The organism is Mycobacterium sp. UM_Kg27, assembly GCF_000972905.1.
Taxonomy (GTDB): domain Bacteria; phylum Actinomycetota; class Actinomycetes; order Mycobacteriales; family Mycobacteriaceae; genus Mycobacterium.
In genome coordinates this window covers 1-15,352 of the sequence record NZ_JRMM01000109.1, presented here as the reverse complement: position 1 = coordinate 15,352, position 15,352 = coordinate 1, and the positions used below count along the sequence as shown (strand labels likewise).

Annotated in this window: 13 protein-coding genes; 5 read left to right on the top strand and 8 right to left on the bottom strand. The window is 69.6% G+C overall.

Translation table 11 applies throughout. From position 1 onward, the window contains the following. Positions 1 to 199 precede the first annotated feature (199 nt). The 5 genes from glmM to LI94_RS15935 all read right to left on the bottom strand — a co-directional run bounded on the left by glmM (position 200) and on the right by LI94_RS15935 (position 3,541). Entirely contained in the window at positions 200 to 1,531 is a 1,332-nt protein-coding gene (gene glmM / locus LI94_RS15955; RefSeq protein WP_046301787.1) for a phosphoglucosamine mutase, read from the bottom strand. A gap of 145 nt (positions 1,532 to 1,676) precedes the next feature. After that, complete coding sequence (gene rpsI, locus LI94_RS15950; RefSeq protein WP_024443785.1) at positions 1,677 to 2,192, bottom strand: 30S ribosomal protein S9; 516 nt, start codon at positions 2,190 to 2,192, stop codon at positions 1,677 to 1,679. Continuing rightward, the gene (rplM, locus tag LI94_RS15945; RefSeq protein ID WP_024443784.1) at positions 2,189 to 2,632 is read right to left on the bottom strand and encodes a 50S ribosomal protein L13; all 444 of its coding nucleotides are present in this window, start codon (positions 2,630 to 2,632) and stop codon (positions 2,189 to 2,191) included. Before rplM ends, rpsI begins: the two co-directional genes overlap by 4 nt. A gap of 273 nt (positions 2,633 to 2,905) precedes the next feature. Next, on the bottom strand, positions 2,906 to 3,202 hold the full coding sequence (locus LI94_RS15940; protein WP_024443783.1) for a WXG100 family type VII secretion target: 297 nt from the start codon (positions 3,200 to 3,202) through the stop codon (positions 2,906 to 2,908). Positions 3,203 to 3,214: 12 nt separating this feature from the next. After that, the gene (locus LI94_RS15935; protein ID WP_024443782.1) at positions 3,215 to 3,541 is read right to left on the bottom strand and encodes a WXG100 family type VII secretion target; all 327 of its coding nucleotides are present in this window, start codon (positions 3,539 to 3,541) and stop codon (positions 3,215 to 3,217) included. Positions 3,542 to 3,760: 219 nt separating this feature from the next. Here LI94_RS15935 and LI94_RS15930 point away from each other — a divergent pair, with 219 nt between their 5' ends. Next, entirely contained in the window at positions 3,761 to 5,203 is a 1,443-nt protein-coding gene (locus LI94_RS15930; RefSeq protein WP_046301786.1) for a PE-PPE domain-containing protein, read from the top strand. A gap of 133 nt (positions 5,204 to 5,336) precedes the next feature. Here the strand turns inward: LI94_RS15930 and LI94_RS15925 are convergent, their stop codons facing one another. After that, positions 5,337 to 6,506 (bottom strand): type VII secretion-associated protein, encoded by a 1,170-nt coding sequence (locus tag LI94_RS15925; protein ID WP_046301785.1) that lies wholly within the window; start codon positions 6,504 to 6,506, stop codon positions 5,337 to 5,339. Continuing rightward, a complete protein-coding gene (gene eccCb, locus LI94_RS15920; RefSeq protein WP_046301784.1) occupies positions 6,503 to 10,093 on the bottom strand; it encodes a type VII secretion protein EccCb in 3,591 nt (1,196 codons plus the stop codon). The genes LI94_RS15925 and eccCb overlap by 4 nt, the downstream gene beginning before the upstream one ends. 114 nt (positions 10,094 to 10,207) lie before the next feature. Between eccCb and LI94_RS15915 the strand changes: the two genes are divergently transcribed. Both LI94_RS15915 and mycP read left to right on the top strand, forming a co-directional pair. Continuing rightward, entirely contained in the window at positions 10,208 to 11,371 is a 1,164-nt protein-coding gene (locus tag LI94_RS15915) for an EsaB/YukD family protein (protein ID WP_192830986.1), read from the top strand. An 18-nt stretch (positions 11,372 to 11,389) separates the two neighbouring features. Beyond that, the gene (mycP, locus tag LI94_RS15910; RefSeq protein WP_231384354.1) at positions 11,390 to 12,682 is read left to right on the top strand and encodes a type VII secretion-associated serine protease mycosin; all 1,293 of its coding nucleotides are present in this window, start codon (positions 11,390 to 11,392) and stop codon (positions 12,680 to 12,682) included. Here the strand turns inward: mycP and eccB are convergent. Next, positions 12,618 to 13,712 carry a type VII secretion protein EccB gene (gene eccB, locus LI94_RS21920; RefSeq protein ID WP_082105783.1) on the bottom strand — a complete coding sequence of 365 codons (1,095 nt, stop codon included), beginning with the start codon at positions 13,710 to 13,712 and terminating at the stop codon, positions 12,618 to 12,620. The genes mycP and eccB overlap by 65 nt on opposite strands. Positions 13,713 to 13,848: 136 nt before the next feature. Here eccB and LI94_RS15900 point away from each other — a divergent pair, with 136 nt between their 5' ends. Continuing rightward, complete coding sequence (locus LI94_RS15900; protein ID WP_343252072.1) at positions 13,849 to 14,502, top strand: cutinase family protein; 654 nt, start codon at positions 13,849 to 13,851, stop codon at positions 14,500 to 14,502. Between the two features lie 58 nt (positions 14,503 to 14,560). Next, positions 14,561 to 15,196 (top strand): cutinase family protein, encoded by a 636-nt coding sequence (locus LI94_RS15895; protein ID WP_024443774.1) that lies wholly within the window; start codon positions 14,561 to 14,563, stop codon positions 15,194 to 15,196. Positions 15,197 to 15,352 lie beyond the last annotated feature (156 nt).

Sequence of the window (15,352 nt, the reverse complement as noted above, 5' to 3'; positions counted from 1 at the left end):
GAGATGTGTATAAGAGACAGCAACCCGCCCAACCGGATGCCGGAAGCCGTATCAATGGCCGACGCGGTCGCATCGAAATGGTCCGCCACCGACCGCAGCGCGGCGGCGTCGAGGTAGAGCTGTTGTCGTCCCATACGGGTATGACGGCGACAGCGTTGGACGGGTTCCCTGGTTCCCCGAGATTCGCTGAACCGCGGGTTCAGTTCCGAGTGCGTACCGCGTCGGCGACATCTGCCGCGATCCGGCGCGCCGTCTCCTCATCGGAGGCTTCCACCATCACGCGGACGAGCTGCTCGGTTCCCGACGGTCGCAACAGGATTCGTCCAGTGGCACCGAGTTCGTCGGTGGCACGCTGCACCGCGTCACGCACGGCGGGGCGGCCCACCGCTTCGGCCTTGTCAGTGACCTCGACATTGATCAGCACCTGCGGCAACGTGCGCATCGCCGAGGCCAGGGCGGCCAGCGGAGTCCGGGTCTGCGCCATTCGTGCCATCAAACGCAGGCCGGTGATGATGCCGTCACCGGTAGTGGCCACCTGGGGAAGCACGATGTGACCGGACTGCTCACCGCCGAGCGTGAATCCTCCGGCCCGCAACTGCTCGAGAACGTAGCGGTCGCCGACGTCGGTGGTGTGCACGGTGACCCCGGCCTCGCGCATGGCCAGGTGCAACCCGAGATTGCTCATCACGGTCGCCACCAGGGTGTCGTCGACCAGTTCTCCGGCGTCACGCATGGCCAGTGCCAGCACGACCATGATGGCGTCACCGTCGATCACATTGCCGGCGGCATCGACGGCCAGGCAGCGGTCGGCGTCACCGTCGTGCGCCAGGCCCAGGTCGGCGCCGTGGTGCAGCACCGCGGCGCGCACCGGTTCCAGATGCGTCGAGCCGCACCCCTCGTTGATGTTGAGCCCGTCGGGATCGGAGTTGATCGTGATCACGGTGGCCCCGGCGGCCCGGTAAGCCCGCGGCGCCGCGTCCGATGCCGCGCCGTGCGCGCAGTCCACCACCACGGTCAGGCCGTCCAGCCGAGTGGGATGGGTTTCGGTCAGGTGCCGCAGGTAGCAGTCCAGCGCATCCTTGGCGTCCACCACCCGGCCCAGCTCGGCGCCGATCGGGCGCAAGCCCGGTCCGGCGGCCACCAGGTCTTCGATCTGGTCCTCGGTCGCGTCGTCGAGTTTGTGTCCACCCGGGCCGAAGAATTTGATGCCGTTGTCCGGCATCGGGTTGTGCGAGGCGGAGATCATCACCCCGAAGTCGGCTTCATACGCGCTGGTCAGATAGGCCACTGCCGGGGTCGGCAGCACACCGGCGCGCAGTGCGTCGACGCCCTGGCTGGTCAGCCCGGCGATGACCGCGGCCTCCAGCATCTCTCCGCTGGCCCGCGGGTCACGGCCGACGACGGCCACCCGGCGACCGGTACCGGTGGCGAGCCGCTGGGCCGCCGCGCCGCCCAGTGCGACCGCCAGCTCGGCGGTCAGCTCGCGGTTGGCAACCCCGCGGACGCCGTCGGTGCCGAAAAGTCGACCCATAACTATCCTTTATCGCCGCGAGCGCGCGTGTCTCCGGCCCGACACGCCGGTATCGGACCGAAAACACGCACCCTCAAACGCAAGCCGGGGGCACCTTCCGCGTGCGGAAGGCACCCCCAACTCGCTGCCAGAATGCAATCGCAGATCAGCGCTTGCTGTACTGCGGAGCCTTGCGGGCCTTCTTGAGACCGTACTTCTTGCGCTCGGTGGCCCGCGGGTCACGAGTCAGGAAGCCGGCCTTCTTCAGAGCCGGACGGTCTTCGGGCTGCACCAGGATCAGCGCGCGGGCCAGCGCCAGCCGCAGCGCACCGGCCTGGCCGGAGGGGCCGCCGCCGTCGAGGTGGGCGTAGACGTCGAAGCTGTCCACCCGGTCCACGGTGACCAGCGGAGCCTTGATCAGCTGCTGGTGCACCTTGTTCGGGAAGTAGGCCTCCAGGGTGCGTCCGTCCAGGTTGAACTTGCCGGTGCCGGGCACCAGGCGCACACGCACCACGGCCTCCTTGCGGCGGCCGACGGTCTGGATGGGACGGCCCAGGTCGTGCGGCTGGTAAGCCGGCGCGGCCTCTTCGTGCACCTCTACGGTCTCGTCAACCGCGCTGGCCTCAGAGGCCTCGGCGGCCTCGTCGATGGCCTCGGTACCTTCAAATGCGGTCTCGGTCATTGCGCCACCTGCTTGATTTCGAACGGGATCGGCTGCTGAGCGGTGTGCGGATGCACCGGGCCGGCGTAGACGTGCAGCTTTCGCTGAATCTGACGCCCCAGCTTGTTGTGCGGGATCATCCCGAGGATCGCCTTCTCCACGACGCGGTCGGGACGGGTCTCCATCAGCTCACCGATGCTGCGCTTGCGCAGCCCGCCCGGGTAGCCCGAGTGGCGGTAAGCCATCTTCTTCTGCAGTTTGTCGCCGCTGATGGCGACCTTGTCGGCGTTGATGATGATGACGAAGTCACCGCCGTCAACGTTCGGTGCGAATGTCGGCTTGTGCTTGCCGCGCAGCAGGGTTGCTGCCGCAACGGCGAGCCGGCCGAGCACCACGTCGGTGGCGTCGATGACATACCACGAACGTGTGGTGTCACCCGCCTTCGGCGCATAGGTGGGCACAGCGCTTACCTCTTCTTTTACTCGAGCCGGGCGTTCCCGGTTCTAGCGGATCCCGGAGCGAGCCGGGTGCCGGTCCGGCGTGAACGCGGGGTGATTTCTCGGCGACCGACATTGACCCGAGTACCCGCTGTGCCACTAGGCACCGCACGCCAACGGTGCAGCTTACCGGCGGCGATCCGCGGGGGTCAAAACGGTGACCGCCGGCGTGGGAGCCGGTGTGGCCCCGTCGGCTCTCCATCCTCCGGGGCCACACCGTGTTAGGGGCGGCCTCTCCTACCTCCCCCAAGCTCCCGCGGCGCGACAGTCGGCGTCGGCAACGTCGGCGGCGCCGTCGCGGACGGCGCCGCCAAGGTCGAACAGGATCTGGTTCAGCGCGCTGACCGCGTGCTGCCATCGCAGCTGTTCAGCGTGGTAGGCACCGGCCGCCTCCCGCGTCCACACCTGCTGCAGGGGGGCGATCTGCGACCGCAGCTCCTCCAGGGCCCCGTTGAGCCGGGCGGCCGTGGAGTGGATCTCCTGGCGGACGGCATATTCGATCTCGTCGAAGTTGTACGACAATGCGGCATCCATCTGGGTCTCCGCTCAGATTCCGTCGCCGGCGGCAGCGATGTGGTGGGAGTGGGCCTGGGCGACCTCGCGCAGCGCCCGCTCGTTGTGGCGGATGGTCTCGGCAATGCGCGCCAGCGCGTGGTGCAGCTTCAGGGATTCGGCGTTCCAGCGGTCCACGACGTCCTGGAACCGGGCGGCCGCCAGGCCCGACCACACCGACGGCGGCACCGCCCGCATTCGACCGACAAACGCCTGCAGCATCCCGCGGATCTCCTCGTTGCGGGCGTCGGTGGCCGCCGCGACGGCGCGCATGACGTCGAAGTCGGCGCTGAGTGTGCTGGTGGCTGCGGGTGTGCTCACATCGTCTCCTGCCGTCGGCGGCCGCGATCGAGTCGCGCTGATATGTAGTTCGACGGCGTTCGGCTGGCTTCGGTTCCCTCGACCGTGGGCCTCCACCCGGCGTCGATTCTGCGCATTCCGCTTCTAGAGCCACCGCCTGGATGACATAAATGCGGAACGCGGACCGTAAGCCTTGAGCTGACTGCGGCGTGGGCCCGTCGTCTGCATCGAGGAGGGGAAATGCAACGCACTCTGGGCGTCTGTCTCACCGCTGGACTGGTCATCACCGGCGCCGGTGCGCTGGTCGTTCCGCCGGTGCAACCAGCGGCAACATCGGCGCCGGTGCTCTTAGCCGGCACTGGATCCTCGCTCGGGGACGGCACCGCCCTGATCATGGGCGCCAGCTTCGTCGCAACCCCCAGCCAGGGCTGGCTCAACGCGTTCGACAGGTTGTACCTGCAACCACATGGCTTCACCGGCGACCTTCTGCCGGTGACCACACCGCAGTCGCTGTATCCGTTCACCGGGCCGTTCAGCATGACGTTCGACAATTCGACAGCCCGGGGCATGCAGATCATCGAAGAGGCGATCCAGCGGCAGATCGCGACCGGTGGAGTCAGCGCCGACAACCCCGTCGTGGTGAGCGGCTACTCGCAGAGCGCCTCCATCGACTCGCTGCTGATGGCGCGACTGGAGCAGGAGGGCATTGATCCCGCGAATGTGCACTTCGTGCTGCTGGGCAACCCGAACAACCCCAACGGCGGGTTGCTGGAACGGTTCGCCGTCCCGTTCGGCGATAACCCCGACGCCGTACACCTGGGGCTGACGTTTTCCGGCGCCGCCCCATCGGATGTGTCGCCGACCTCGGTCTACACCTATGAGTACGACGGCTTCGCCGACTTCCCGAAATACCCGATCAATCTGCTGGCCGACCTCAACGCGTATCTGGGCATCCTCTTCAACCATGTCGCGTATCTGGGGTTGACGCCGGAGCAGATCAGCAACGCCGTGCCGCTGCCGACCTTGGATCCCGACAGCCTGACCAGCTACTACATGATCGAGTCGCCGAGCCTGCCGCTGCTGGCCCCGCTTCGGCTGCTGCCGGTGTTCGGCAATCCGCTGGCCGACCTGCTGCAGCCGGCGCTGTCTGTGTTGGTGAACCTGGGCTACGGCAGCATCGACAACGGCTGGTCGCCCGGCTACGCCGATGTGGCCACCCCGATGGGTTTCCTGCCCGACCAAAGCATCCTCGACCAGGTGCCCGAGGCGCTGTGGAACGGTGTGCTGCAGGGATTCACCGACGCCTACCAGGACCTGATCGATCCCGCGAACTACCAGCTGATCTCACCGAAAACGATGTCCGACGTGCTGGGGCCACTGCTGAACTCGGCGACCGCGGCGTTCAACCTCGACGGGTCGTGGGAGGACATCACGAGTTATCTGTCGACCTTCCTCGCCGGCGCCGCGAACTGGTACGCCGAAGGCCTCCAGGAGCTGTCGCTGACCCACACCGGTCTGCCGCCCATCGACATGGGCAGCACCCTGTTCTTCACCCTGCCCCAGGTCGCCTGGAACCTGTTCGAAACCCAGCTGGCTGCCGGCGACCCGCTGGCCGCCATCGGCGAACCACTGGCGGCGCTGATCGGCCTGGCACCGCTCATGCTGGTGGGGGCGGTGATTTAGGCCCAACGACGCTGAGGAGCTGGCCTGCGTGCATTGTCCACCGGCCGGCCTGTGGTCCGAATGGCCGGACTCACGGCAGCTCTCCCAGCCAGTGGCGCAAATCCCCCCGTTTGACGTTTGGCGGCATCGACCCTCAGCTGACGGCGTGGGCAGAGCGCACCGCCTGCTCACACACCGCGCGCAGGGTGGCCTCGCCACCCGGTCCGCTCTGGCATCCGATGCCGATGCGCACGGCGCGGTCGACCACGATCGCCCAGTCGACGTGGTGGCCGTCGCGCACCTCTCGATAGGTCACCGCAGGCCGACCCGCGCTGGTGCCGGCGGGGTTGAAACCGGTGAACACCCCGGGCGTCTCGGCGTCAGCGCGTCGCAGTGCTCGCTGCAACGGTTCGGCGACGGCGGTCAGGGTATCGCCGGCGGCGGGCGCCTGGGTGACGTGCAGCACCAGCTGCGGGTCGCCGGGCGACGCCACCTCCACCCGGGCCGAACCTGGCCCATCCGTCACCCGTCGCGTCACCCAATCAGACGGAACCTGCACCGCCACATGACTTTCCACGAGATAGGTCACGGGATTCTCGATGTCCGGGCGCGCCGCGTGACCTGCCAGCAGGGCCAGCGCCACCACACCGCCGACCAGGGCGGCTGGGCCCAGCCACAACCGGCGACCGGAAGGGGCCGGTTCGGCGACCGGCGGATCGACGGCGCGGCGGATCGGCGGCAGCCGATCGACCACCGTCACCCGCACCTCGGGCCGCAGCCGCTGCTCGATCAGCGCCGAGAGCAACCCCGCCCCGCCAATCCCGGCCGGTGCGTCGATCACGACCACTGCGGGGTGACCCCGAACCGCCGCACGTATCCGGTGTGCCACCGCGTCGGCGACCTCGTCGGGGGAACCGATGCGCGGCTCGGCAACGACATCAGCGCCTTCGGCTCCGGTGACGGCCACCAGGACCGCGGCGATCTCCACCACGACCGCGGCGCGGAATGCACACGCCAGTAGCGTTGCACGCGAACGGGTCACGACCTCGCCGGTGAGCTCTCGCGCCGCCGCCGTGAGCAGTTGCACCCTTCGAACCGGCCACCAGGATGGGTGGATGAGCTCGATCGACTCGCCAGGCAGCGGGCAGGCCAATACGTCGCATAGCAGCTCCGCCATCGACACCGGTTGCCCGCCGACCAGTCCGACCGGGTCATCGATCCACTCCAGCGCCGCTACAGCGTCGACTGATTCCACTCCGCCGCAACATAATCGGCGAATCGATACGGGACCTGCCTCGATCACCGCACGATGACATGCGCTCATGGCTCCCAAGCCACCTGGATAAGCCGCTCGCCGTCAGACCGGGTGACCAGGGTGCCGCGCCCGGGCGGCAGGGGCACCGGGCGGACCGGACCCCACGGGGCGTCCGCGGCACTGCCGGCCAAACCGTTCATCGTCAGCGTCATCGCGCCCAGATCGGTCAGCGCGGTCAGCAACGGCTCGTACATCGACCGGGCCGCTCCCCCGCTGCGACAGGCCACGATCAGGTGCAGTCCGAGATCCCCTGCGTGCGGCAGGTATTCCAGCAGTGGTGCCAGCGGATTGCCGGTGCCGGCGGCAACCAGGTCGTGGTCATCGACCACCACGTACAAGTGCGGGCCAGACCACCAGGACCCGGCGCGCAGTTGCTGCGGTCTGAGGTCGGCACCGGGCATCCGCATCGCCAGCCGGTCGATCAGCTCCGGCAGCAGTGTTGTCAGCGCCGGCCGCGACATCGCATAACCGGCCAAGTGCCCGGTAGGCACGACGTCCAGCAGGCCGCGCCGGTAGTCGACCACCAGCAGCTGCGCCTGGCCGACGGCGTGGCATCGGACCAGTTCCCTGCACAAGGTTCGCAGCGCGGAGGTCTTGCCGCACTCGCTGCCGCCCACGATGAGCAGGTGCGGTTGGTGACCGAAATCGATCGGAACAGCCTCGAGTCCGCGTTCGTCAACGCCCAGAACCGGCAGGCCAGCGGGGGCCGCGGCCAGCTCGGCCCGGTCGACGACGGCCGGCAGCAGCCGGATCGGTGGTGCCACGGCACCGTCCGGGTGCCGCATCGGTTCCCAGCCTTGCGGGCGGGCCAGCAGCATGTGCATGCCGTCGTGGGTCAGGCCGCGTCCGGGCCGGCCCTGCGGCACCCGCTGGGCCTGGCGGCGGTCCAGTTCGGACTCGGCCGGATCCCCCAGCCTCAGCTCGATACGGGTGCCGATCAGGTCCCGCAAGGCGGGCCGCACCTCGGCCCACCGCGACGCACCCAATATCACGTGCACGCCAAAGGACAGCCCGCGGGCGGCCAGCGCGACAATCCTGGCCTCCACCTCGAATTCGCGGCACAGGGCCGACCATCCGTCAATCACCATAAAGACGTCCGAGGCCACGCGTTCGTCGTCCGCGATGCGGTCGGCTCGCTGGGCTTCGCGCCGCGCCACGATCGCCTCCATCTCGGCAACCACCCGCCGGACCAGGTCCGGCTGCCCGACGCCGGCGACTGCACCGACGTGCGGCAGGGTTCGGAGCGCCGAGAGTGCCCCACCACCGAAGTCCAAGCAGTAGAACGCGACCCGGGTCGCATCGTGGGTGGCGCACAGCGCCGCGATCAGGGTGTGCAGCGCGGTCGACTTGCCCGACTGCGGGGCACCCACGACGGCGACATGTCCGCCGCCGCCGTCCAACCGAAGCGACAAGGCGGTCCGACGCTGCTCAAAAGGCCGATCCACGATGCCGATCGGGACCGTCAGATCAGCGTAGCCTGCGTCGAGGAGTGATCCCAGAGCTGGGGAATCTCCCAGCGGCGCCAGCCATATCGGTCGCGCCGCCGGGCCGTACCCGGACAATCGCTGCAGCATTGCCTGTAGCACGGTGCGCCCGCCCGCATCGGCCGCTTCCCTTACCGGGCCCAGTGGCGCGGCGGTGAACGGGCGGACCGCGATCGGATCAGTCCGGACAGCAGGGCACATCCCGGAGACGTAGGCCGTCTGGAATCGCCGCACCGTGCCGTCTGCGGTGCGCAAGAGCCCCGCTCCGGGGATATTGGGCAGTTCGTATGCGTCGCCGTTGCCCAGCACTATCCGGGATTCGGCCGCCGACATCGTCTTGAGACACACCCGATAGGACAGATGCGATTCCAGACCCCGAAGCCTGCCCTCTTCGAGCCGCTGGCTGGCCAGCAACAGGTGCATTCCCAGCGATCGGCCCAGCCGGCCGATGGCGACAAAGGTGTCGAGCAGGTCGGGTTGCTGGTGCAATAGTTCGGCGAACTCGTCGACGATCACCAGCAGTGCAGGCAGGGACGGCAGCTGCGGCTGCGCCGTTCGCACCTGCCGGTATCCGGCGATACTGGGCGCCCCGGCGGCGCGCAGTTGTTGCTGGCGCCGCTGCATCTCGCCGGCCAGCGCGTCGCGCATCCGCTCCACCAGCGGCGCCTCGTCGGCCAGGTTCGTGATGACCGCACTGACATGGTTGACCTGCTCGAAACCGAGAAAGGTTGCGCCGCCTTTGTAGTCGACCAGCACCAGGTTGAGTTCCTCGGGTGAATGCCGCGCCGCCATGCCCAGCACCAGGGTGCGCAGGAACTCCGATTTGCCCGAACCTGTGGCTCCGACACAGAGCCCGTGCGGTCCACTACCGTGCTCGGCGGCCTCCTTGATGTCCAGCCGTACCGGGTCTCCGCTCGGGTCCGTGCCGATCGGGACGCACAATGACTGCGCTGATGCGCGTGCCCATTCCGACGGTGCATCGAAGCGGTCGATGTCGCCGATGCCGAGCAGATGAGCCCACCCTTGAGCGTCCCCGGCGCCGACGGGCCCGTGCGCCGCCAGGCGCCGGGCACACACCACCGCGTCGGCGAGGGTCAGAAAGTCCGGCCGGCCAAGGCGGTCATCGGCGTCACGCAGCTCCGTCGCGGTCACGTGCAGGCGGCGCGCCTCACCTCGGGCGCCTGTCTCCGCCACCCGAAGGCCGCTGGCGTCGTCGCTGACCACGATGGCCCGGCGGCCGGACAGGCTGGTTTCGGCGGCGGCCAGGCCGGGATAGTTCAGGCGCAATGGCCCGCCGGCATCGGTGGCCGACGGATGCTGATGGTGCGGCAGCCATTTCAGCCAATCCCAGTCGCCGCAACGCCGACCGTCCACGGCCGCGATCAGCAGTGCATCGGGCCCGTGCAGCACGGCGAGCTGACAGATCAGTGCGCGCAGCAGACCGCGAGCCCGTTCACTGTCGCCGTCCAGCAGCAGCGGCGAAGGTCCCAGCACCGTCACCGCGACAGGTACGTCTGGCACCGCAGCGTAGGTGTCCAGGAAACGGCGCAGCGCTGCGTCGGTCACCGGATCGACCCCGCGCACCGGATCGCGCGAGGGTGCCACCACTCGACTGGCCGGGACAGCCGGGCCGATCCCGACTCGCACCGAGCCGAAGTCGGGGTCGCCGAGCTGGCGCTCCCACATTCGGGCCCCGCCGGCCAACGTCCAGAGTGCGTCCGGCTCTGGGTGCGACCACAGCGCCCAAGCCCGCTGGGCCGCAGCATTGTCTGCCAAAGACTTCCGTAAGTCCGCGAGATAGGCCAGGTAGTTCTCGCGGTCCTCGTCGATGTCGTTGCCACGTCCGTGGCTTCGCCCGGCGACAACGGCGGTCACCGCGGAGGTGAGCATCATCAGTGGGAACAGTGCGAACACCGGGCTACGTGCGGCCGGGGAGCCCGAGCGGTAGGCGACGGCGGTCACGACGAGCATGCCCACCGCCATAGCGGCGGGCAGCAACCGGGCCAGAATCATCCGCGGCTCGGAGTCCGGCACCGATGGCGGTGCAGCGACCGCAATTTCATCCCGCGATGGCGACGCGGGTGGGAGCGCGGTCGGCGCTGGACCGGTCATCGGCACACCGTAGGCACCGCCGATTTCACCGGCAAGTCGGCTGTGGATAGTCGCAATCCTCTCCGCAGCCGGATCAGTAGCGTGCGAGCAACGAAGCCGAAAGGAGAACGTGCCGTGTCAGATCCGGATTCCGGCCTGCGTCGGGTAGCGGTACACGCCGCTAATGCGCACGCCGATCTGACGCTCCCGTCCAGGGTGCCGGTGGCGGTTCTGATCGCGGCTGTCCTCGAGCTGATGCCGTGCCTAGCCAGCCCGGACTCGCTGCGGCCCTATCGGCTCTTCGAGCCGGGACGAGCCGCACTAAACGGCACGAAAACCCTTTCTCAGCAAGGTATCCGCGATGGCGCCACCCTGGTGTTGAGCCACGCTGAATGTCCGGCCCCACAAGTGTCGTTCGACGATCCCGCCGAAGAGGTGGCGGCCGCGGTGCGCAACATCGAGCGCCCATGGAGTCCTACGGCTTGCCGGCTCAGCGCTGCGCTCGCCGCGTCCGGGCTGGCCGGGGTGGCCGGCTTCGTGGCGACTCCGGGCGGCCCCGGCGCCCCAAACGCGCTGTTGGCCGTCGCGGCCACCGGCGCGGTCGCCCTGATGGCCGTCCCACCGAGTGGCTGCAACGGGTTGGTGCGCACCACATTGTGCTGCCTGGCCGGATTGGCGGTACTGGGTGCCGTCGCGGGAATGACCGTCGCGGTGACAGGAATTGCGCTGCCGCGGGCGGGAGCCGCGGCGGTTGTCGCCGGAGTCGGCATGCTCCGAGTCGCCGGCCGAGCGGCGGCCGCGGCCACCGGGTTGTTCCGCCGAGGACAAGCCGTGCCGGCGCAGGTAGCCGAGACGCACCACCTGGTGACCGGATTGGTTGCGGCGACTGCGGCGTCGGCGACTCTGGGCGCTGCCGCGGTGGTCGCCGGATCACCGGGTGCCGGGGCGCCCCGCATGGTCGGCGCAGTGTTCGCGGCGACGGCCGGCATGGCGCTGGCACTGCGCGCCCGCTCGCACACCGACGGCGTGCAGGTCGCGGCGCTGATCGCCGGCGGTACCGCCACACTGGCGGTCGGCCTGCTCGCCGCGGCAAGCAGCACAACGGCGCAATGGCCGGCGGCGCTGGCCGTGATGCTTGTCGCGACGGCGCTCGGACTGGGCTTCACGGCTCCGACCGCGTCCCCGCTGATCCGGCGGGTCGCCGAGGTGATGGAGGGCCTGGCTCTCGGATCCTTGGCGCCGCTGGCGTGTTGGGTGTGCGGGTTCTACAGCCTGGCCCGCGGATTGAGTATCGGCTGAGCCGTGCCGCGTACCCGGATCGCTCGGCTACTGGCGGCCGCCACGATCGCGGTGACGGCGGCCGCGCCACCGGCCAGCGCGGTTACACCGCCGCCGGTCGACCGCACCCTGGTTCCTGCCCCGGCGCCGGCCACGCCGGAGCGGCCAACGGTGCAACGTGAGGTGTGCGCGGTGGGCACGCTGGGGCCAGGTGCGGCCCCGACCCAGCTCGCCGGGCTGGACCTGGCGGCGGCCTGGGCGCTCACTCGCGGTGCCGGTCAGCGGGTCGCGGTGATCGACACCGGTGTTGCCCCGCACCGGCGGCTACCCGGACTGATCGGCGGCGGTGACTACGTCTCCACCGGCGACGGCACCCGGGATTGCGATGGACACGGCACCCTGGTCGCCGGAATCATCGCGGCCGCAGCGGATCCCGTGACCGACGGGTTCAGCGGCGTGGCACCGCTGGCCACCGTGATCGGCATCCGCGCGTCCAGCACCCGGTTCGCGGCACTCGGCGACGCCGCAGGTATCGGCGACGTCGACATCCTGGCCAAGGCGGTACGTACCGCGGCCGACCTGGGTGCGTCGGTGATCAACATCTCCACGGTGGCCTGCCGGCCCGCCCGTACCGGACTCGACGACCGCGCGCTGGGCGCTGCCCTGGCGTACGCGGTCGAGATCAAGAACAGCGTCGTCGTCGCAGCAGCCGGCAACACCGACCAGGGTTGCGGGGCCCAGGAACCCATGATCGTCACGCCGGCCTGGTACGACAACTACGTGCTGACCGTGGGCTCGGTGAACTCGCGCGGCGTCGCCTCGGCGTTCACCCTGCCCGGTCCGTGGGTGGATGTGGCAGCGCCCGGCGAAGCGGTGCTCTCGTTGAGTACCGTCGGCGATGCGCTGGCCGATACCCTCGACGACTCGCCGTTGAGCGGCACCAGTTTCGCCGCTCCGGTGGTCAGCGGGCTGGCGGCGCTGATCCGCTCGAGGTTTCCGCAGTGGACGCCGCACCAGGTGATGGACCGGATCAGGGCCACCGCCCATCACCCACCGGGCGGGCGTGATGATCTCGTCGGTGCCGGTGTGGTGGACGTGTTGGCGGCGCTCACCTTTGACGTGGCCACCTCCGCCGAGCCGCCCCGGCCCGCCCCGCCTCTGTCGCGTCCCGCCCCTGACCTCGAACCCGCTGCCGAAGCCGCGCCAGCCGGGCTGCGCACCGCGATCGTCGGCACGGCGGCCCTATTGGCGTTGCTGCTGGCAGCCCTCACCGGTCGGGCGCTGTCGGGCCGGGCACCGCGTCCCGGCTCAGCATCGCCTGGTCACGACTGAGACGGGGGCCGGCCGGCAACCCGGCCAACAGCGGCCACGGCACCCCGGTGGCCACTGCGGGCAGTCCCAGCCTGCGCGCCGCATCGTCGTCGTCGACGGTGAACCGCACCCCGCTCTCGGCGATCAGATAGCCGACACCGCCCGCGTGACCCGAGGTGTCGGCCGCCCGCACGTAGGCACTGTGCCCGGGCGGCAGATAGACCCCGTCCAAGGCGGGGCCAGACCCGTCGGCGTGGGCCAGCGCGGTCGGCGACGCCCCCGCCGGTAGACGCGCCCCACTCGACAGGGTGATCCCGGCCGCTTCGTCGACGCGCCAGTGCACGCACAACGTGGCCGGGGCCGAGCCCACCAACGGGCCCGCCCTACCAAGGTCGACCGGCGGGGCTTCGGGGATCGCGTTGAGCAACAACGCCGAGACCCGTCTCGGCACGGCGGAGTCCAGCAGCGGGTCAGCAGGGTCGACCGCAACCCGCCGCCCGTCGAGGAGCAGATAGGTTGCCCCTGCTTCGGAGCTGACCGGTATGGCCTGCGGTGGGTCGAGGCGCCCGGACGGATCGGCACCGACTAAAAGGACGGTGCCGGCCGAGTCCTCGCACAACGACCACGCCACCGTGTCCGGCAGTGGCGCCCCGAGCACGCCCGGCGCACCCGGGATGCCCAGCGGCGCGCCGCGCCGGGCCCGGCCGACCGCGTTGCCGTCCACCGGTCGAGGGTCGGCCGCCCCGGTGATCAGCCGCGCCGACGCGAGGTTGTACACCGGATGCACCGTGTCGCCGATGCGGACGTAGAGCGCCCCGGTCGCGCGGTCCAGCACGATCGGCGCATCACCCAGGACCGGCTGTGGCCGTACGACGGCCAGCAGGATCGCGCCGACGGCCACGACCATGCTCACCAGCCAGCCCCGGGCCAGCGCGCTTCGACCGGGGACCGCGCCGCCCGTGACCTGCCCGCACCGCAGCGCCCGTTCCATCCGGCGGGCCAGGAAGCGGTGCGCGCTGAGCTGAAGCTGCGTCGTCGATCGCCTGGCCATTTCGGCCACAGGCTATTCGTGAGACCGGTGCGGCCGTATACGGCCATCCACAGTCCCGTCGGTATCGGATTCGGGCTTCGGTACCATCTCGGGTATGCGTTTTGTTCAGCTGAGCAGCATTTTTTCCGCGACATTGATGGCAGGCGCACTGCTGACGCTTCCGGCCGTAGCGCCGAGCGTCGTCCCGGTGGCGACCGCCTACGACTGCCCGGACGTCGAGGTCATCTTCGCCCGCGGCACCAGCGAGCCCCCGGGCGTCGGCCGCGTCGGCCGGGCCATGATCGACTCGCTGCGCCAGCAGACCTCCAAGAAGGTCGACGAGTACGCGGTCAACTACCCCGCCGGCCGGCTGCAGCTGGGTGGCGGCGACGGCGCCAACGACGTGATCAAGCGGGTCAAGGCGGCGGCTGAAGTCTGCCCGGACACCCAGCTGGTGCTGGGCGGCTACTCGCAGGGCGCCTCGGTCATCGACATCGTGACCGGCACCCAGGTCGGCGGCATCACTTGGGGCAACCAGCTGCCGGCTCAGTACGCCGACCAGGTGGTGGCGGTGACCACGTTCGGTAACCCGGCCGACCGCACCGGCGGACCGATCAGCGTGCAGAGCGCGCTGTTCGGTTCGAAGGCTCTCGACCTGTGCAACCCGGGTGACCCGATCTGTCACGAGGGCCCCGGCAACGAGTGGACCGATCACACCGACGGCTACATCCCGGCGCTGACCAGCCAGGCGGCGAACTTCATCGCCGGCCGGCTGCGGGCTGCGGGCCCGGCGCCGACGCTGGCGCCGTGACGGGACCCACCCGTTTTAGTTAGCTCATCAAGGCTTATTTTCGCTACTATCGTTCACCATGAAGGCATTCCGCGTCCTGGCGGCAGGGGTCGCTGCCGCAGCGCTGCTAATGGACCCCACCGCATCATCGACGCCGACAGCCTCGGCTGACGGTTGCCCCGATGTCGAGGTGGTGTTCGCTCGCGGCACCAGCGAGCCGCCGGGCCTGGGTCGGGTCGGCGACGGCCTGGTCAGCGCTTTGCGGAACCGGACGTCCCGATCGGTCGGCGCCTATGCGGTCAACTACCCGGCCAGCTATGACTTTGGCCGCGCCGCCGACGGCGCCAACGACGCCAGCGGCCACATCATGTGGATGGTGGAGAACTGCCCGGGCACCCGCCTGGTCCTCGGCGGCTACTCACAGGGCGCGGCGATCATCGACATCGTGGCGGCGGCACCGGTGCCGGGCTTCGGTTTCACCGCGCCGCTGCCTCCCGAGGCCGCCGACCACGTCGCGGCGATCGCGGTGTTCGGCAACCCGTCGAACAAGATCGGGCAACCGCTGACCAACAGTCCGGTCTACGGATTCAAGACCATCGACCTGTGCACCGATGGCGACCCGGTCTGCTCGCCTGGGCGCATGTTCTCCGCGCACTCCGGCTACACACCGGGCATGACCAATCAGGCCGCTTCGTTCGTCGCCGGCCTGCTGTAGCGCTGTCGGGCGTTCTCGCAGGACAGGTTCGAGTAGCCACCTGCGTTCAGCACGATCTCGCGACGATCAGCAGGGCTTCCGCAGATCCCGGGTGATGATCGTGCGCGCCCCCAGCTGATCGTCCGGCGGGTAGTCGACGCCCTGTCTCTTATACAC

What these genes read in the sequence shown, in the direction of transcription:
- glmM (WP_046301787.1), bottom strand. Translation starts at nt 1,531, where the DNA reads ATGGGTCGACTTTTCGGCACCGACGGCGTCCGCGGGGTTGCCAACCGC.
- rpsI (WP_024443785.1), bottom strand. Translation starts at nt 2,192, where the DNA reads ATGACCGAGACCGCATTTGAAGGTACCGAGGCCATCGACGAGGCCGCC.
- LI94_RS15940 (WP_024443783.1), bottom strand. Translation starts at nt 3,202, where the DNA reads ATGGATGCCGCATTGTCGTACAACTTCGACGAGATCGAATATGCCGTC.
- LI94_RS15930 (WP_046301786.1), top strand. Translation starts at nt 3,761, where the DNA reads ATGCAACGCACTCTGGGCGTCTGTCTCACCGCTGGACTGGTCATCACC.
- LI94_RS15925 (WP_046301785.1), bottom strand. Translation starts at nt 6,506, where the DNA reads ATGAGCGCATGTCATCGTGCGGTGATCGAGGCAGGTCCCGTATCGATT.
- eccCb (WP_046301784.1), bottom strand. Translation starts at nt 10,093, where the DNA reads ATGACCGGTCCAGCGCCGACCGCGCTCCCACCCGCGTCGCCATCGCGG.
- eccB (WP_082105783.1), bottom strand. Translation starts at nt 13,712, where the DNA reads ATGGCCAGGCGATCGACGACGCAGCTTCAGCTCAGCGCGCACCGCTTC.
- LI94_RS15900 (WP_343252072.1), top strand. Translation starts at nt 13,849, where the DNA reads ATGGCAGGCGCACTGCTGACGCTTCCGGCCGTAGCGCCGAGCGTCGTC.
- LI94_RS15895 (WP_024443774.1), top strand. Translation starts at nt 14,561, where the DNA reads ATGAAGGCATTCCGCGTCCTGGCGGCAGGGGTCGCTGCCGCAGCGCTG.